Origin of the sequence: Anoxybacillus kestanbolensis, assembly GCF_001996285.1 — a bacterium.
Taxonomy (GTDB): Bacteria; Bacillota; Bacilli; order Bacillales; family Anoxybacillaceae; genus Anoxybacillus; species Anoxybacillus kestanbolensis_A.
On record NZ_MQAD01000001.1, the window covers coordinates 69,371 to 89,005 of the forward strand.

Consider the following 19,635-nt stretch of genomic DNA (forward strand, 5'->3'; position numbering starts at 1 on the left):
CGTCTTCTTCTTATGAGGAAGACTTTTTTACTTTAAACGGAGAAATGGAGGAATGGACGTGGGATTGTTAAATGACTTAAAAGAACGCATCGTCATCGCGGACGGAGCGATGGGCACGTTATTATATGCACACGGCATCGATCGTTGTTTTGAAGAATTAAACGTCACAAAACCTGAAGAAATCGTTCATATTCATGAAGCGTATATTGATGCAGGTGCTGAAATCATTCAAACGAACACATACGGCGCTAACTACGTCAAACTGGCGCGTTACGGGCTACAAGATGACGTAAAAAAAATAAACGAAGCAGCGGTCAGTCTTGCGAAACAAGCCGCAAAAGGACGCGCCTACGTGCTCGGTACGATCGGAGGATTGCGCAGCACAAACAAAAGTACGATTTCCCTTGAAGAAGTGAAACGAACGTTTCGTGAACAGCTGTACGTCTTGTTAAACGAAAATGTTGATGGGCTTTTACTTGAAACGTATTACGATTTTGAAGAATTGCAAACTGTTCTGTCCATCGCTCGCCAAGAAACAACGTTGCCGATCATCGCCCACGTCACATTGCACGACATTGGCGTCTTACAACATGGCATGCCGCTTGCAGATGCGCTGTATCAACTCGAACAGCTTGGCGCCGATGTCGTCGGCTTAAACTGCCATCTCGGCCCATATCATATGTTGCGCTCGCTTGAAGAAGTGCCGATTCCATCGCGCGCCTTTTTATCTGTATACCCAAACGCAAGCTTGCCGCAATATCGCGACGGGCGATTCGTTTACGAAACGAGCGAACAATATTTTGAAGAAACCGCTCGTGCGTTTCGCGATCAAGGGGTGCGCCTCATCGGCGGCTGTTGCGGCACAACGCCAAAACATATTGCCGCCATCGCTCGCGCCCTTTCTGACCGCACACCTGTATATAAAAAGGAAGTCAAACAGCGGCATACAATCACCGTTCAAGAAGCGGAACAAACATCTGCACCTTCCCTAGCTGACATCGCGCGCATGCGTCGGTCAATTATCGTCGAGCTTGACCCGCCGAAAAAACTCGGCTTAACGAAATTTTTAGAAGGCGCAAAAGCGTTAAAAGAAGCACATATTGATGCGCTAACGCTCGCCGACAACTCGCTGGCGACACCACGCATTAGCAACGTCGCTGTCGGAACGATCGTCAAACAACAACTGAACATGCGCCCGCTCATTCACATTACATGCCGCGATCGCAACTTAATCGGCCTACAGTCGCATTTAATGGGGCTTCATACGCTCGGCATGACCGATGTGCTTGCTTTAACCGGCGATCCATCGAAAGTCGGCGACTTTCCGGGGGCAACGTCCGTATACGATTTATCGTCATTTGACCTTATTTCGTTAATTCGGCAATTTAACGAAGGGCTTTCGTATTCGGGCAAACCGCTCGGACAAAAAACGAACTTTTCGATCGCCGCTGCCTTTAACCCGAACGTGCGCCATTTAGATAAAGCGGTGAAACGGCTCGAGAAAAAAATTGAATGTGGTGCCCATTATTTTTTAACACAACCGCTTTATAGCGAAAAACAAATTGAAGACGTCTATGAAGCGACAAAGCATTTATCAACACCGATTTACATCGGCATTATGCCTTTGACAAGCGCGCGCAACGCCGACTTTTTACACCATGAAGTGCCGGGCATTACATTGTCTGATGACATTCGCGCTCGCATGGCCGCTTGTGCCAACGACCCGATTCAAGCAACAAAAGAAGGATTGGCAATCGCCAAATCGCTTATCGACGCAGCATTCGATTTATTCCAAGGCATTTATTTAATTACACCGTTTTTACGCTACGACATGACAGTCGAACTCGTTCGCTACATTCATGAAAAAGAACGGCTCGCAAAAGAAAGGACGGTTTACTATGGCTAGTTTATTTGCACAGCTTGAGAAAAAAATTTTAATTATTGACGGCGCGATGGGGACGATGATTCAAGCGGCCAATTTAACGGCGGACGATTTTGGCGGGGAAGCGTACGAAGGATGTAACGAATATTTAACGCTCACCGCCCCTCATGTCATCTCACATATTCACGAAGCATATTTCGCCGCAGGGGCGGACATCGTTGAAACAAATACGTTTGGCGCGACCCGCATCGTCTTAGACGAATACAACCTCGGGCATTTAGCGCTTGAATTAAACATTGAAGCAGCGAAACTCGCCAAACGAGCGGCTGAAAAATATACAACGAGCGATCACCCTCGCTTCGTTGCCGGTTCGATGGGTCCGACGACAAAAACGCTATCTGTCACAGGCGGAGCGACATTTGCCGAACTCATTTCTTCCTATGAAGAACAAGCGCGCGGTTTATTGCTTGGCGGCGTCGATTTGTTGTTGTTAGAAACGTGCCAAGATACGTTAAACGTGAAAGCTGCGTTTCTCGGCATTACGAAAGCGTTTCAAGCGGTTGGAAAACAAGTACCGCTTATGATTTCTGGAACGATCGAACCGATGGGAACGACGCTTGCCGGGCAAACGATCGAATCGTTTTTTATTTCCGTTCAACATATGAAACCTTTTGCTATCGGCTTAAACTGCGCCACAGGGCCGGAATTTATGACCGATCATTTACGATCGCTCGCTTCATTAGCGAACACCGCCGTCAGCTGCTATCCGAACGCCGGTCTTCCTGACGAAGAAGGACATTATCACGAAACGCCCGAGATGCTGGCGAAAAAAATTCGCCAATTTGCCGAGAAAGGATGGCTAAATATCGTCGGCGGCTGTTGCGGCACGACACCACAACATATTCAAGCGATCGCCGAAGCCGTTCGCGACATCCCGCCCCGCTCGATTCCGAAACAGTTTGCGATGCATGCTGTCTCAGGCATTGATGCGCTCATTTACGATGAAACGATGCGTCCGCTTTTTGTTGGGGAACGAACGAACGTCATCGGTTCGCGCAAGTTTAAACGGCTCATTGCGGAAGGAAAATATGAAGAAGCGGCAGAAATTGCTCGCGCTCAAGTCAAAAACGGGGCGCACGTCATCGACATTTGTTTAGCCGACCCTGACCGCGATGAAAAAGAAGATATGGAGCAATTTATTCAACAAGTCGTGAAAAAAGTAAAAGTGCCGCTTGTCATCGACTCGACCGATGAAGACGTCATCGCTTGCGCCTTGTCGTATTCGCAAGGAAAAGCGATTATTAACTCGATTAACTTAGAAGACGGCGAAGAACGATTTGAAAAAATTGTTCCGCTTCTTCATCAATACGGAGCAGCGGTCGTCGTCGGCACGATTGACGAACAAGGCATGGCGATCGAAGCGAAACGAAAACTTGATATCGCCCTTCGTTCATACGATTTACTCGTCAACAAATACGGTGTCTCACCGCACGACATCATTTTCGATCCGCTCGTTTTTCCGATCGGCACAGGAGATGAACAATATATTGGTGCAGCGAAAGAAACCATTGAAGGCATTCGCCTCATTAAACAACATTTGCCGAACTGTTTAACGATGCTCGGCATTAGCAACGTCTCATTCGGTTTGCCACCTGTCGGGCGCGAAGTGTTAAACTCCGTCTTTTTATACCATTGCACACAAGCTGGTCTCGACTATGCGATCGTCAATACCGAAAAATTAGAGCGATTCGCTTCCATTCCTGAAGAAGAAGTACGTTTAGCCGAGGCGTTGTTATTTGACACAAACGATGAAACGTTAAACGCTTTTATTCAATTTTATCGCGATAAAACGAAGCAACCGAAACAAACAAACGTTCATATGACGTTAGAAGAACGGCTCGCCGCATATGTCGTTGAAGGAACGAAAGACGGGCTCATTGAAGATTTAACGCTCGCATTACAAACGTACAGCCCGCTTGACATTATTAACGGTCCGCTTATGAACGGAATGGACGAAGTCGGTCGTTTATTTAACGACAACCAACTCATCGTCGCCGAAGTGTTGCAAAGTGCGGAAGTGATGAAAGCCGCGGTCGCCTTTTTAGAGCCGTATATGGAGAAAAACGAAACGAGCGTGAAAGGAAAAGTGCTGCTTGCAACCGTCAAAGGAGATGTACATGACATCGGTAAAAATTTAGTCGACATTATTTTAAGCAATAACGGGTTTCATGTCGTTGACTTAGGCATTAAAGTGACACCACAACAACTCATCGAAGCGGTGCGACACGAACAGCCCGATATGATTGGCTTATCAGGACTGCTTGTTAAATCCGCACAACAAATGGTGCTTACCGCCCAAGACTTAAAACAAGCCGGCATTTCGTTACCGATTTTAGTTGGCGGAGCGGCTCTGTCACGCAAATTTACCGATACGAAAATTGCCCCTGAATATGACGGTATCGTTTTGTACGCCAAAGATGCGATGGAAGGACTGACGCTAGCCAATCGCATCGTTCAACAAGATATCGTCTATGAGAAAAAAGAAAAAGTGGAACATGTAACAAAACAGCAAAACGCTGTCGCCGTCATGACAAAGTCCAATGTGAAGCAAGCACCTATTTACGTTCCGACCGATACAGAAAGGCATATATTACAACACATTCCGCTTTCACATATCGAACCGTACGTCAATTGGCAAATGCTTCTTGGTCACCATCTTGGCTTAAAAGGAAACGTCAAACAACTGTTGGCGGAAGGAAATGAAAAAGCGATCATGTTAAAAGAGCTCATCGATGAATTACTTGCCGAGGCAAAACGAACGAACTCGCTTGCGCCAAAAGCGGTATATCAGTTTTTCCCGGCAACAAGCGACGGCGATACGGTGATCATTTACGACCCACGCGATCAACAAACGGTCATTGAGACGTTTACGTTTCCAAGACAAACGAAAGCACCGTATTTATGTTTAGCAGACTATCTTTCTAGCGAACAAATCGACTACGTCGGGCTATTTGCCGTTACCGCTGGCGCAGGCGTGCGCGATTTAGCACAACGGTTCAAAGAAGAAGGGCAGTTTTTGAAAAGCCACGCCATTCAAGCGTTAGCGCTTGAACTAGCGGAAGGATTGGCGGAACGCGTGCATCAAATTATGCGCGACCGCTGGGGCTTTCCAGATTCGCCCGACTTTACGATGGAGCAACGGTTTGCGGCAAAATACCAAGGACAACGCTTTTCTTTCGGCTACCCTGCTTGTCCAAATCTCGAAGACCAAGAAAAACTGTTCCGCCTATTACGTCCAGAAGAAATTGGCATTCATTTAACAGAAGGCTATATGATGGAGCCCGAAGCATCCGTTTCCGCTATCGTCTTCGCTCATCCGGAAGCGAGATATTTTAACGTGTTGTGAAAAAGCTGATTTTAATCAGCTTTTTCACAACATCCATTCTTTACAAATCAATCCCTTTTATCGCATGAACGCCTTCACGGTAATAATGTTTCACTTCTTTCATTTCCGTCACTAAATCGGCAAGTTCGATCATTTCCTCTTTTGCCCCTCTTCCTGTCACAACGACATGTGTGTGTGCTGGCTTATTCGCCAATGTGTACACAACATCTTGAAGCGGCAAAACATCATCAATCGGAAAAGATGTAATCGCTAACGCAACATTTAATTCGTCTAAAATAACGACATCATACATACCTGATTGCACGCACTCTTTCGCTAGCGCCCACCCTTTTTGCAATGCTTCGCGATGCTCAGCCGGTGTTTTCGTCCATGTGAAACCAACACCTGTTTGGTGTACGGCGATGCCAAGTTGTTGGAATATTTTCGCCTCACCATATGGACGATGCGGCGATTTAATAAATTGAATGACAATCACTTTTTTCCCATGCCCCGCGGCCCGAACAGCAAGACCGACCGCTGCAGTCGTTTTTCCTTTTCCGTCCCCTGTATAAACAATCACCATGTTTCTTCCACCCACTTTAATTGATCGTGTAAACGTACAACGTCTCCGACAACAATAATCGCGGGGGAAGAAAGTTGTTTTTCATTGACGATGTCAACGATCGTTTGTAACGTACCGATAACTGTTCGTTGCTTATTTGTCGTTGCCCATTCAATGACGGCCACTGGCGTATGCCCATCTTTCCCATGACGTTGTAGTTGTTCACAAATGTAAGCGATATTTGCCATCCCCATATAAAATACGATCGTATCTGTCGCTTGACTTAATGCATCCCAACGAATGTGATCGCTCTCTCCGCTTTGATGTCCAGCGATGAACGTCACCCCGCCCGCATAGTTGCGATGCGTCACAGGAATGCCAGCGTACGCTGGCGCAGCCACACCAGCTGTCACCCCGGGGACAATTTCATACGGAATGCCGTGTGCCCGCAAATGTTCTGCCTCCTCTCCACCGCGACCGAACATAAACGGATCGCCGCCTTTTAATCGTACGACTGTTTTTCCTTGCAACGCATATTGTACAAGCCATTCGTGAATTTGTTGTTGAATATTTCCATGCTTTTTCGGTTCTTTTCCACAATATACAAATTCTGTCCCTTCTTTCGCGTAAGCCAACAGTTCGCGACTAATGAGGCGATCGTAAATAATAACGTCCGCCTTTTCAATACATTCTCGTCCATAAACAGTAATGAGCTTCGGATTCCCTGGGCCTGCCCCGACAATGTACACTTTTCCTTTATGCATCACCATATCTCCCCTTTTGAAATTCAATCATTTTTCGTTCAATCGTTCTCACATCGACATGTTTTTCGACGCAATCTGCTAGCTCGTCAAACGCTTCGTTGCGCAATCGCCGATAAAACGGTCGCTCTATAGGGAATAAAACGTGCTTTTTTCGCCGTACATCATTTAACAAATAATGACGAAACGCATCGTTATGAAATAAATCGTGCATATACGTTCCGATGACACGTTCATCTTTCGTTTTGCATCCATCTGTTTTCCCTTCCATAAAAATGAGCGGTTCGCCTCGTTTTACGCTTGAACGTCCCATATGAATTTCATAGCCTTCTACGTGGAACGTTTCGCCTTTGAACGTCAATATTCCTTCGCATAACACCGTCGTTTTTTCGCGAGCGAGCGTCGTCTCCATCGGCAATAAACTTAATCCGTCGATCTCATCAAGCGGTGTTTCGACATGAAAAGGGTCTTGAATGCGCTCGCCAAGCATTTGATAGCCGCCACAAATGCCGACGATCGTCACATCCGTTCGTTCATATAAGCGTCGGATAGCAGAAAATAAGCCCGTTTCTTTTAAAAAACAAACGTCTTCGATCGTATTTTTACTTCCAGGCAAAATGAGTATATCAGGCTCACCTAACATAGCATGATCGGTCACGAAGCGCACCGAACAATCTGCTTCAGCAAAAAATGGATCGATATCTGTAAAGTTCGACAGGCGTGGATATTGAATAACTGCGATGTCAATTGCTTTCGTCTCATCTTTTTTCGTCGCATAACGGGAAAGGACGACCGAATCTTCAGCATCGATGCGCGTATGCATGTACGGCACGACACCGATCACCGGCACACCTGTATATTGCTCAAACCAATGCAAACCGGGCTGAAGAAGCGAAAGATCGCCGCGAAATTTATTAATGATCACCCCGATGACGCGTTTCCGGTCTTCTTCCTCCAATAGTTGCAACGTACCAACTAAACTCGCAAACACCCCTCCGCGCTCAATATCACCAATTAGCACGACAGGGGCGTTTGCCATGCGGGCGATGCGCATATTCACAAGCTCGCGATCATTTAAATTTACTTCTGCAGGGCTTCCCGCTCCTTCAATGACAAGACGATCGTACTCGTTCATTAACACATGAAGCGATTGTTGAATCAGCTCCAATCCGAGATGAAAAAACTCGTTGCGATAAGTAGTGGCTTTCATATTTTCATACGGTTTCCCATGTACAACAATTTGCGCTTCTTGATCGCGGCTCGGTTTAATTAAAATCGGGTTCATATGCGTCGTCGCCAACACGCCTGCCGCTTCCGCCTGAACTCCTTGTGCACGTCCAATTTCTTTTCCGTCAATCGTCACGTACGAATTAAGCGACATATTTTGCGATTTAAACGGTGCCGTCTTCCAACCGTTGCGCGCAAAGATGCGGCAAAAAGCCGTTGCGATCACACTTTTTCCTGCATCTGAATGTGTTCCTTGAAACATAATCGGAAGCGCCTTACGCATCTCCCTTCACCTCGCTACATGCGTTCAACCATCGCTCAACAAGCAAAGGATTTGATGGAAAATAAAAATGAACGTAGCCGGCAATAAGACGTTTATCCATATAGCCATCTAATTTACATCCTCGCAACCCTTTCACTTCATATGCAAACTTTTCTTCTTTGCGTGGGACAAACGTCGAGTAATGAAATTCATGCCCTTTTGCTTTGTCATATTCAAGCAAAAAGTTCCCCTTTCGTCCCGTCACTTCGCGATATCCGAGAGCAGCGAGCTTTTGCTGCATACGTACGTATCCTGGGATGACGCCGACCATCTCGTAATATTGCCCATCTGTAGTCACAATTCCTTCCGTTAAATACATAAATCCCCCGCATTCTGCAAGCGTCGGCAAGCCGCGCTGAATCGCTGCGGCGACCGAGCGTTTTACTTCTTCATCACGCGCCAACTCCGCTGCAAATTCTTCTGGGAATCCTCCGCCAATATACAAACCGTGAACGTCATGTGGAACACGTTCACCTGCAAGTGGCGAGAAATAAACGAGCGTCGCCCCGCAAGCCTGAAGCATCTCTAAATTTTCTTCGTAATAAAAATGAAATGCAGCGTCCTTCGCCACAGCAATGCGCACATCGTACGTTTGCTTCGGCTGAAAAAATGGAGCGCTCGTCAGCTCATTCGCCTCGGCTAAGTCCCATATCGCATCCAAATCAACCGTTTTCTCTATTCGCTTGCCAAGCTCATTAAAAAACGGCTGAAGTTCTCCCCGCTCGACAGAAGGAACGAGCCCTAAATGACGCTCTGGAATCGTCAAGTCAACCTCTTTTTGTAAATAACCGACGACAGGAATACGGCATTGTTGTTCAATCGCTTCTTTAACGAGCCGAAAATGCCCTTCACTTCCGACACGATTCGCGATCACCCCAACGATGCGAACGCGCTCATGAAACGATTGAAACCCGCGCACGACAGCCGCCGCACTTCGCGCCATTCCTGAACAATCAACGACTAACAACACCGGGCTTTCCGTGATGATGCTAATTTCTGCAGTGGAACCTTCATCTGTCGTCGCTCGTTTCCCATCAAATAGCCCCATGACCCCTTCAATAATGGAAAGATGCGCTCCTTCGCTTCCTTTCTTGCATACGTAGCGCACAATGTCTTCATTTCCCATCCAACTATCTAAATTGCGCGAACGCCTCCCTGTCACCGCCGTATGATATGTCGGATCAATGTAATCAGGTCCACATTTAAACCCTTGAACAACATAGCCTTTTTGTTTAAACGCACTCATTAAGCCGAGCGTTATCGTCGTTTTTCCAACACCGCTCCCAGTCCCAGCCACGACAATTCTTTTCACCGCTCTCCCTCCCATAGCGCAACGGAAATCGTCACATTCCCACTCTTTTTTTTCGTTAAAATAAGCTTTTGTTGTCCGCTATATCGCTTTGCTGCAGGTTCGCTTACACCATATGCCCCAGTATAGCGAAATACTGTTTCAGACGGTTCATCAATCGGAACGTCGTTTAATTGTTCGGGCGTATAAAAAATAAGCGGCCACCCATATTTGTTTGCGACGGCTAATAAACCTTCTTCATCTTTTTTCAAATCAATTGTACATAACGCTTTCACGCTTTTTAGCGAAAAACGAAGCTGTTGTAACGTATCGCAAATGACTTGTTCAATTTCTTGTGCGCTTGTCCCACGATTGCACCCGATGCCAATAACAATCACTTTCGGACGATACAACACTCCATGTTGTAAAATGGCTTGTTCCTCTTTCTCGAGCAGCCGATGCGTCACAACTAATGCTGCATCAGGCCTTGCTTTCAGCGCTTCCGCAATCGACCCATATGTACGAATGTTCGCTGGAAGCGGTGCATCATACGTCCACCAATGCCGCTCCCCTGATTCTTGTACAATCGCGACGTGTTGCTCGTTCACAACGGCAGCGCTCACAGGTGTTAAGTTTTCTTCGTTCTCCCACACCCATCCGAACGAGCGGCCAATGCCAAGGTAAAAATCCTTCCATAACGTGCATCGCATATACTGAAGGTGAAAGCGCAAATAAAACGTAGACAGTCAAGCATGTACAAACGATCCACCATGCGTTTCGCTTCATTTTTCTTTCCCCCTTGTCGCAACGCTATGTTCGGGCATAACAAATCCTGTATGTTCATACGTATACGTGACGTAATCGCGCAATATGTTCCCGTCACGTACATGATTGCGTACAATGTCCCTCCCTATTTGTTCATCAATCGTACGATACCAAACACCTTCTGGATAAACGATGACAACACATGCATCTTCGCAGCGACCGTTGCATCGTGTACGCGTCGTATGAACGCGCCCATGTAACTGCAACCGATCAATTTCATCGCGAATCGCTTGCGTCACCTCTTCCCCTCCTTTTCTCATGCAGCTTCCTCCGTTGCAAATAAGCATGTGATGTGTCGTTCCTTGTAAATTCCATGTTGCCATATATGTCGCCCCTTTTTTCAAAATAAAAAAGCACCCCTAGGCAGAGGTGCAGAAAAAACGAAAGATTCAAAAAATAGAGCATACGTCACTAAGCATATATAACGTCCATCGTTCCCGCACGTCTACCTATATTCCCGTAGGCAGCCGACGTATCGCAAGCAGGCAGGTCTCCTGGCTGAGGTTCATCATTTCGTTGCGCCTTCCCTAAAAATCAGTGGCATCCTGCAACAAAACTCCCCATCACAGTGGCGGGTACCGCGACGGCTTTGCACCGTTCTTCCCTTTTAAGCATACAGACGTATGCACCGTACTTGCTTATCGTATATTGTTTTTCAAAGAGCATGAATGTTAAGAATATAATACACCATTTTTTTCTTCTCGCCTAGTCCATTTACAAAAAAAGCGCCCTCTATTGAGAAGGCGCTTTGTAGTAGTCGCATGAAAATCGTTTCACGAGCGTATGTGGGATAATAATTCGTTTAATTGGCTCGTTCGGATTTTCAATTTGTTGTATTAAATTTCTTGCCGCTTCAAAGCCGAGTTGAAAAATGTTAATGTCTACCGACGTGAGCGGCGGACGAGAAATTTCCGATAAAAGTACGTTGTTAAAGCTGACGATCGATACATCTCCCGGCACGCTTAAGCCCATTTCCGCAAGCGTATTTAATACTCCAAGCGCCATTAAATCGTCGGCGACAACGAGCGCGGTTGGCGGTTCAGCAAGTGAAAGCAACTCTTTCATCGCTTCTTGTCCGCCTTCTTTTAAAAATTCCTCGTGTACAATGTAGTCTTTTCGATATGCAAGCCCTGCCGATTTGAGCGCTTTTTCATAACCGCGCAGACGATCCATCGTCACGATGAGATTGACGTTTCCACCGACAAATGCGATGCGCTCATGACCGAGTTCAATTAAATATTCCGTTGCCTCACGTGCCGCCCGTACGTTATCGTTATCAACGTGGGTAATTTCTTCCGCTTTTTTATGCGGTTTCCCAATGACAACGAACGGCACATCTTCTTTTTGTAAATACGCCATAATTTTATCGTTCGCACGCGAATAAAGCAAAATGACACCATCAACGCGCTTTCCTTGCACCATATGCACGACGCCATCATAAATTTCCGCTTCCGTTTCCCCTGTCGATAACTGTAACGCATATTGCCGATCATGCACCGCTTTACTAATGCCGCGAATGACTTCCGGGAAAAACGGATTTTGAAACGCTTTATCGGCCGAACTTGGCATGACGAGCCCGATTACTTGCGTCGATTTATTTGCTAAACTGCGCGCGATAAAATTCGGATGATAGCCAAGCTCTTTCATCGCCTCGCGCACTTTTTTCTTCGTTTTTTCACTAATGCGCGGGCTATCGGCGATGACGCGTGAAACGGTCGATGGCGCCACATTCGCGCGCTTCGCTACATCTTTAATCGTTACTGTCATAAAAAATCCCCCATCTCTTACAAAACAAACGTGTTTGTCGCCTCATCGATGATACATCGTTCTCCATTAACAACAATTGTAGACGGTACATCGCCAACAAATGCGACACGCAATTGCCAAGGTGGTTTGTACGCACCTTCTCGTTCTATCTCAAAATGAACCGCATCGTCCGAAAACGTCGCGCGAATATGCATGCGGACATATTCTCCTTTTTCGTACGCAAACGTCTCACCATCATCATCATAAATCGTATATGTCGATGTTCCTTTTTTCATTGTATACACATATAACGTCAACTGTTCATCTACAATCATCGTAGATGGCTTCGCTTCGGCGTGGGCAATCATCGCCCCTTCTTTTACGTATATTGGCAAACGATCAAGCGGTGCTTCGACAATATATCGCTGACCGCCTTCAAACACTTCTTTCGTCCAATAATCAACCCAGCGTCCTTCTGGAAAATAAACGATGCGATGCGTTGTATACGGACGGATGATCGGTGCAATCATCACTTGCTCGCCAACCATAAACTGATCCGAAATATTCCACGTTTCGCGATCGTTCGGATATTCCATCATAAGCGGGCGCATCATCGGCACACCTGTTTGATGCGCTTCCACATATAACGAGTAGAAGTGCGGCAACCATTCGTACCGCAAGTCAATATATCGTTTTATGATTTGTTCATATCCTTCCCCGAACGCCCACGGTTCTTGCCGCGCAAAACCGATCGCACAATGATTGCGGAAATATGGGAAAAACGCACCGACTTGCGTCCATCGCGCAAGCAACTCCCCGTTCGCATGATGCGCAAAGCCACCAACATCTGCCCCGCAAAACGCAACAGCCGATAATCCTAAATTCAAACACATCGGTATCGACAGTTCAAGGTGCTCCCAAAAGCTTCGATTATCTCCCGTCCATACCGCTGCGTAGCGATGAATGCCGGAAAAGCCTGCGCGTGTCAATACAAACGGACGTTTTCCCTTCAGCTGTTTTTTCAACGCAGAATATGTCGCCTCGGTCATCATCATTCCGTATATGTTATGCACTTGGCGATGCGTTTTCCATCCGTCATGAACGACTTGTTCATCGATCGTTTTTGTCTCGTTAAATACCGATGGCTCATTCATATCGTTCCAAATGCCTTCGATGCCGATGTCCGTATAAAACGTATGTTGTTCGCCCCACCATTTGCGCACTTTTTTCTTCAAAAAGTCTGGAAATACGCTCGTTCCTGGCCAGACGTCTCCTTTGTATAACGTTCCGTCAGCATATTTACAAAAATAATCCTTTTGCACCCCATCGCGGTACGTCTCATACTCCGCATCAACTTTCACGCCTGGATCTACAATCGGAACGATATGAACTCCTTGTTCCTTCGCATATTGAACGAGCGATTCCGGACGTGGAAATCGTTTTTTGTCAAATGTAAATACGCGATATTCGTCCATGTAATGAATATCTAAATATACCGCATCAAGCGGAATACGTTTGGCGCGAAACGTATCAATCAGTTCACGCACTTCCTGTTCGGTTTCATAACTATACCGTGACTGATGATACCCAAGCGCCCATTTTGGTGGCAAAGGCATTCGTCCAACAAGATGCGTATATTGCCCTAACACATCTTTCGGGTGCGGACCAGCAAACACATAATAGTCAAGGGACCCGCCATCTGATGTAAACGTATAAAACGATTCGTGGCGTAAGTCAAACGTCGTTTTATACGTATGATCGAAAAAGATGCCGTGCGTATGTCCATTTTTTAACACCATCATATATGGATGCGACTCATATAGAGGATCTGTTTCTAAATTGTGCGGCGCATACACGTCCGTATTCCACATCGTCCATACAGAACCACGTTTATTCAACACCCCTGTTTTTTCTCCTAATCCATATACGACATCTGTCGGAGCAAGCGCATGAACGCAACGCATACGCCCTTTTGCTTCAAAACATACAGGTTGTTCATCACGCACGAGCAATATTCCTTCATTGTCGTATATCGCCAGACGAAACGGACGTCGTTCGATGACGACTGTCAACTGTTTCGTCCGCAACTCCCAGCCGTCTTCTTTTTCTTGAACGTGCACATCCACTTTTTTCGGCGTTGCGACCACTGCTGGACTCACAGAAACATACTTTCCGTCGAATGGATCGAGCGTCACTCGAACGATATCGTCACGATAAAAATGTATTTTACCCGACGCGTTCTCGCATGTGAATGCAAATATTTGCTTTTTTTCTTCAATTTTTTGCACATCGCCAACCGATTGCCACACATCTATTTCATTCGTCCCATTTGTCGGCCGAATCGCAAAGCTCGTCTCCTCTAGCATACATGCGCCTCCTATCGTTATGATCGCTTCCGTTTTCGCGCTAAATATAAAAACAGTCCAAACGAAGCATACACCGCAACAAGTGCCGCGATAAACGGAATGTTTAATCCTGTTTTTGGCGCAAGCACGTAAATTTCCGCCGTTTCACGATCTAAAATGATGTCGTACTTGCCGTCTTTGCTGCGCACTAAATCTCCCGCAAGCAACCCACGCAATTCTTTTCCTTGTTCTAATTCGTCATCGAGCGTCACTTTTTGCGTTTTTGACGTATTGTTAATCGCGATCACTGTTGTTTCGTTTTCGTACGTTCGTTTAAAAAGTGCCATGCCGTCTTTTTCATAAAGCAATTCAAAGTCGCCGCGACGAAGCGATGGAAGCTTCTCGCGCAATTCACCAAGCTTTGTCACATAATCAATGAGCTCTTTATCGGTACGGAAATTCATTAAACGACGGTTGTCTGGGTCTTCTCCGCCATCAAGCGCAATTTCCGTTCCATAGTACATAATCGGAATACCCGGCGCTGCAAACAAATACGTCAGTCCAAGTTTTAAACGCGTCACCGGATTGATGCGATTTTGCAAGGCTAAACGTGTAAACCGAACCGTATCATGATTATCTAAAAACGTCCCAAGCAAATACGGACGGTCATAAAAAGCCTCGTTTCGCTTCCATACGTTGTAAAGTGGTTCAAGCGATTGATCGACGTTTGAAAAAATCGTTGACGCTTCTCTATAAAACGGAAAATCAATGAGCGCATCAATTCCGTGCTTCCCATATTCCGCTACGTAACGCGGATCATCGTGCCATACTTCACCAAGCAAAAAAAAGTCTTCCTTCACTGACTTCACTTCTTTTGCGAACTCTTCCCAAAACCATTTCGGTACATGTTTAACCGTATCTAAGCGATATCCGTCAATATCCGTTTCTTGAATCCACCATTTCGCCACGTCAAATAAATACGCTTTCACTTCCGGATTTTCTTGCGCTAAATCAGGAAGGCCAAACAGCCAGCCGTTTTCAACTTCCTGTTGATCGGTCCAATTGAAAATGTCTTTTTTCTCATGAAACCAATCTTTTTTTGAAGGATCATTCAGCCACGGGTGGTTGTAGCCTGTATGATTGACAACGAAATCTAAAATGACTTTCATATCGCGCTTATGCGCTTCTTTCACAAGCCGTTTGAAATCATCGAGCGTACCAAAATGTTCTTCCACTTTATAAAAATCTTCAATCCAATAGCCGTGATATCCGCCTTTTTCGTTCGCAAAAATCGGCGTGAGCCAAATGGCTGTAAAGCCCATTCCTTTTATGTAGTCAAGCTTGTCAATAATTCCTTGCAAATCACCGCCATGATATGCTTTCGGATCATGCACGTTCACTTCATAATCATTTTTCGGATTCCCGTTATTGAAACGGTCGACCATAATAAAATAAATGCGTTCATCTTGCCACGTTCGCTCCGTTTTCGCACTTACTGGCGCCGTCACGGACAGCAACAAAACAAAAATAAGTAGCGCGCGAAATACACGTTTCATTTCATTTCACTCTCCATTCATTCCAAAGCTTCTTCTGTTAATATATCTCTAAATAGTAAGGAAGGAAAGAACCAAAACGATTCTTTCCTTTCGTTTCTCACCCTTTTGTTCCACCCGCCGTTAAGCCAGAGACGAAATACTTTTGGAATGAAAGGAAGAGAATAGCGATCGGCACCGCAATTAAAACGGAACCTGCCGCAAACGTTGTAAATTCGCTGCCGAACTGTTTTGCCACTAAATCGTATAATCCAACCGCAAGCGTATATTTTTCTTTGCTGCGAAGCAATACGCTCGCTAAAATAAAATCGCCAAACGGCGCGATAAACGTAAAGAGCGCCACAACCGCAATAATTGGCTTCGCAAGCGGCAAAACGATTTGGAAGAAAATGCGCAAATGCCCTGCTCCGTCAATTTTCGCCGATTCATCAAGCTCTTTCGGAATCGTATCTAAATATCCTTTCATTAGCCACGTATTCATCGGAATGGCACCGCCGACGTATACGAGAATTAACCCTAAATGCGTATCAACTAATCCCGTTAAAAGCGCTAAAATGAAAATCGCAATAAGCGCCGCAAAGTTTGGGATCATCTGCAAAATTAAAAACGTCATCAATCCGTTTTGGCGTCCGATAAAGCGATAACGCGAAAACGAATACGCTGTTAAACTTACTAAAATAACGGAAAAAATCATCGTCAACGTCGAAATTTTTAACGAGTTCCAATACCAAGTCAAATAATCGCTTTGCGATGTATCGAACAATTTTTTATAGTGCGCTAGCGTGGCGTTGTCTGGAATCATTTTTGACCCAGATAAGCTTTGTCCCGGATTAAATGACGAGCCAACGACCCAAAGAAGCGGATAGACGATAATGATCGTCATCACCAAAATGACGGCATACGACAACGTCAACCGAATGAGTTTTTGTCTTTTCATATCCATATTACATCATATCCTCTTCTTTAAATGATTTTGTTCTTCTAAACTGCCATAATGCGACAGATACGACAACGAGCGAAAGCAATAACGTAATTGCCGCCGCTTTCGAATATTGCGCAGACGTCATCGTTAAACGATAAATCCACGAAATTAAAATGTCTGTCGCACCAGCATTTTGCCCAGATACCGCAGGGCCACCACCATTAAATAAGTAAATGATGTTAAAGTTGTTGAAGTTAAACGTATATTGCGTAATTAAAATTGGCGCTGTCGCATACAACACGAGCGGAAGGGTAATTTTCGTAAACTTTTGCCAACTTGATGCGCCATCAACTGTCGCCGCTTCATACAATTCATTCGGAATAGCTTGCAATACCCCCGTTGTCATCGCAAAGACGAACGGGAAGCCGAGCCACGTTTGAATGAGAATTAACGCCACTTTCGTCCAAAACGGATCGGTCATCCATTCAATCGGTCCGATGCCTAACGACGCCAAAATCGTTTTATTAATCACTCCGAACGATTCGTTAAACATACCTGAGAAAACGAGAATCGTTACAAACGCTGGAACTGCCCAAGGTAAAATGAAAATCGTCCGAATGATCGCTTTTCCTTTTAAATCTTTTTGGTTCACGATAATCGCCAAGAAAATACCGAGCGCAATTTGTAACGTTGTTGCCCCAAACGTCCAAACGATCGTCCAAGCAAGTACGCTAATAAACGTTTTCCGCCAAAGATCGAGCTTCACTAGGTCAATGAAGTTTTGAAACCCAACCCAGTCAACAAGTTTCGCTGGCGGTGAATGATATAAGTCATAGTTTGTAAACGCCAATAAGACGACGAAAATAATCGGGAAAATAACGACAAACACAAGTAAAATAAATCCTGGTGAAATCATTAAATATGGAAAGCCGTTGTCAACGAGCGCACGATATTGCTCGCGCAACGAGCTAATTTTCAACCCTAAATCACGCTTTTGCCCGTTTTTATAGGCATCGCGCAAATTAAATGCATAAAACCCAAGTCCAAACACCGAAATAATGACCGCTAAAATGCCCTCAACGAGCAAGAAAATGGAATGGTCTCGTCCAACAACTTCACCGAGCGTAAATAACCCCCACCATCCCATATTTAACAAATCTTTAAACACGATAAGAAAAGACGCAGCTAAAATAAAAAACGAAATGCCTTTCACATATTGACGATTATACAATTGACCAAATCCCGGAATAAGCGATAAGCCGAGAGCCACTTTCCGATGGTTCGATTGATACATTGGTGTTTCCATTGATTTTTGTCTCCTTTCTAAACAATGGCGAGGAGCGCACTTAAATGTGAATGAATAAACAAAGAAAAGAAAGTTGAAGCAGTACCTCTACAAGAGAGGTACCGCTCGTTTTCTTAGTTGCTTGGATGGTTTGTTTCAATGTTCGTCTTAATTGTTTTTACAGCTTCATCAAGCGCTTGTTTCGGCTCTGCTTTTTGGGTCGCTACAAGCTGAAGCGCTGTCGCCATTGGACCCCATACTTCTGCCATTTCTGGAATGTTTGGCATTGGAATCGCGTATTGAGATTGAATTGCGACTGCTTTCGCTCCTTCGTCTTCCGCGATTAACGGATCGTTAATGAGCGATTTTACTGGCGGAATTTCACGCGTTAACTCAAAGCGTTTTTTCGCATTTTCTTCGTTTGTAATAAACTCGATGAGTTTTGTTGCCCATTCCGGATGTTTCGAGAAGGCAGATACGTGCCATCCTTTTACACCCATAAACGTTTTCACAGGCTCACCGTTTGGCAATTTTGGCATTGGCGCCACTCCGATATCGATACCTGCATCACGCATACCTTGGAACGCCCACGGACCGTTCATGACAGATGCCGCTTTTCCTTCGTTGAATAAACCGTCCATCGCTGAACCGCCGTTTTCACCGATAATACCTTTCGGGAACAATTCTTTATACCATTGTTGAATGTATTCTGTCCCTTTTACTGCACCTTCGTTATTTAAACCGATGTCGTTACGATCTAACGCACCGTTATTGTTTTTAAATACGTAACCGCCCATACCAGCGATCACACCGTGCGCGAAGTAGAAGTTATCCCAAAGCGCTAAGAAACCGTATTGGTCGCCTTTTGTAAACTCTTTTGAGAACTGATACAGTTCGTCCATCGTTTCTGGCGCTTTGTCCATTAATTTTTTGTTATAAATAAATACAGGTGTTTCTACTGCTTTTGGAAGTCCGTATAACTTTCCATCATACATTTGCGCCGTAATTGAAGATTCTGTAAACGTGTCTAATACCGCTTGATCAACGTTAATTTCGCGAATTAATCCTTCCGTCACGAGCTGACCGATTTGGTCGTGTGGAACAGTAATAACGTCAGGACCTGTTCCTGCTGGGCCATCCAAACGAAGTTGATCGCGCTGTTTTGTCGCCATTTCAACTTCTTTGTACTCTACTTTAATGCCATACTTTTCTTCGAATGCTTTAATTGCTGGCTCTAACGCTACACCGCGATCCACGTCTTCCCAAACGACAAGCTTTTCCGGTTTCGGCGGCATGCCTTCTTCCGTTACTTCTGTTTTACCTTCATTTTCGTTTTCCGCTGGTTTTGCCTCATCTTGTGGACCACAACCTGCCATGACACCTGCAAGCAATGCAAGCGATGAAAAAATAGATACCGTTTTTTTCATTTCGACCCCTCCTGTTTTCAAACATATACAAACGCTTTCACTATGTCGTTTTGTGAAAACGATTGCACAATCTTTATCTTTATTATACAATCATTTTCCGTTTTG

At 45.2% G+C, this 19,635-nt stretch carries 13 protein-coding genes, 2 pseudogenes and 1 riboswitch; of the genes and pseudogenes, 2 read left to right on the top strand and 13 right to left on the bottom strand.

Going from position 1 to position 19,635, the window contains the following annotated elements; genetic code table 11:
* The first annotated feature begins 58 nt into the window (after nt 1-58).
* Both BO219_RS00410 and metH read left to right on the top strand, forming a co-directional pair.
* Nucleotides 59-1,906, top strand: a complete 1,848-nt coding sequence (locus BO219_RS00410; protein WP_077427674.1) for a bifunctional homocysteine S-methyltransferase/methylenetetrahydrofolate reductase — start codon at nt 59-61, stop codon at nt 1,904-1,906.
* Complete coding sequence (gene metH / locus BO219_RS00415; protein WP_077427676.1) at nt 1,899-5,288, top strand: methionine synthase; 3,390 nt, start codon at nt 1,899-1,901, stop codon at nt 5,286-5,288. The genes BO219_RS00410 and metH overlap by 8 nt, the downstream gene beginning before the upstream one ends.
* Before the next feature lie 40 nt (nt 5,289-5,328).
* On the opposite strand, the gene cobO is transcribed toward metH, so the two are convergent.
* The 13 genes and pseudogenes from cobO to BO219_RS00475 all read right to left on the bottom strand — a co-directional run bounded on the left by cobO (nt 5,329) and on the right by BO219_RS00475 (nt 19,530).
* On the bottom strand, nt 5,329-5,850 hold the full coding sequence (gene cobO / locus BO219_RS00420; RefSeq protein ID WP_077427678.1) for a cob(I)yrinic acid a,c-diamide adenosyltransferase: 522 nt from the start codon (nt 5,848-5,850) through the stop codon (nt 5,329-5,331).
* Entirely contained in the window at nt 5,844-6,593 is a 750-nt protein-coding gene (gene cobA, locus BO219_RS00425; protein WP_077427680.1) for a uroporphyrinogen-III C-methyltransferase, read from the bottom strand. The genes cobO and cobA overlap by 7 nt, the downstream gene beginning before the upstream one ends.
* Nucleotides 6,586-8,100, bottom strand: coding sequence for a cobyric acid synthase (locus BO219_RS00430; protein ID WP_077427682.1), 1,515 nt, complete (start codon nt 8,098-8,100; stop codon nt 6,586-6,588). Before BO219_RS00430 ends, cobA begins: the two co-directional genes overlap by 8 nt.
* Nucleotides 8,093-9,451: a cobyrinic acid a,c-diamide synthase CobB gene (locus tag BO219_RS00435; protein WP_198936604.1), complete on the bottom strand. Its 1,359-nt coding sequence runs from the start codon at nt 9,449-9,451 to the stop codon at nt 8,093-8,095. Before BO219_RS00435 ends, BO219_RS00430 begins: the two co-directional genes overlap by 8 nt.
* Nucleotides 9,448-10,098, bottom strand: a pseudogene (locus BO219_RS00440) (cobalt-precorrin 5A hydrolase); the annotation flags it as partial. The gene BO219_RS00435 and the pseudogene BO219_RS00440, both read right to left, overlap by 4 nt.
* Nucleotides 10,088-10,213 (bottom strand): annotated as a pseudogene (locus BO219_RS15085) (cobalamin biosynthesis protein CbiM); the annotation flags it as partial. The pseudogenes BO219_RS15085 and BO219_RS00440, both read right to left, overlap by 11 nt.
* Nucleotides 10,210-10,575: a (2Fe-2S) ferredoxin domain-containing protein gene (locus tag BO219_RS00445; protein ID WP_077427686.1), complete on the bottom strand. Its 366-nt coding sequence runs from the start codon at nt 10,573-10,575 to the stop codon at nt 10,210-10,212. The gene BO219_RS00445 and the pseudogene BO219_RS15085, both read right to left, overlap by 4 nt.
* Nucleotides 10,576-10,719: 144 nt before the next feature.
* Nucleotides 10,720-10,901, bottom strand: a riboswitch (cobalamin riboswitch).
* Between the two features lie 83 nt (nt 10,902-10,984).
* On the bottom strand, nt 10,985-12,019 hold the full coding sequence (locus BO219_RS00450) for a LacI family DNA-binding transcriptional regulator (RefSeq protein WP_006318965.1): 1,035 nt from the start codon (nt 12,017-12,019) through the stop codon (nt 10,985-10,987).
* Between the two features lie 17 nt (nt 12,020-12,036).
* Entirely contained in the window at nt 12,037-14,364 is a 2,328-nt protein-coding gene (locus BO219_RS00455; RefSeq protein WP_077427688.1) for a glycoside hydrolase family 31 protein, read from the bottom strand.
* 17 nt (nt 14,365-14,381) lie between these two features.
* Entirely contained in the window at nt 14,382-15,899 is a 1,518-nt protein-coding gene (locus BO219_RS00460) for an alpha-amylase family glycosyl hydrolase (protein ID WP_077427690.1), read from the bottom strand.
* Nucleotides 15,900-15,996: 97 nt separating this feature from the next.
* Complete coding sequence (locus tag BO219_RS00465) at nt 15,997-16,839, bottom strand: sugar ABC transporter permease (protein ID WP_009361935.1); 843 nt, start codon at nt 16,837-16,839, stop codon at nt 15,997-15,999.
* A 1-nt stretch (nt 16,840) separates the two neighbouring features.
* Nucleotides 16,841-18,124 carry a carbohydrate ABC transporter permease gene (locus tag BO219_RS00470; RefSeq protein ID WP_077427692.1) on the bottom strand — a complete coding sequence of 428 codons (1,284 nt, stop codon included), beginning with the start codon at nt 18,122-18,124 and terminating at the stop codon, nt 16,841-16,843.
* Between the two features lie 113 nt (nt 18,125-18,237).
* The gene (locus tag BO219_RS00475; protein ID WP_077427694.1) at nt 18,238-19,530 is read right to left on the bottom strand and encodes an extracellular solute-binding protein; all 1,293 of its coding nucleotides are present in this window, start codon (nt 19,528-19,530) and stop codon (nt 18,238-18,240) included.
* Between the last annotated feature and the right edge of the window lie 105 nt (nt 19,531-19,635).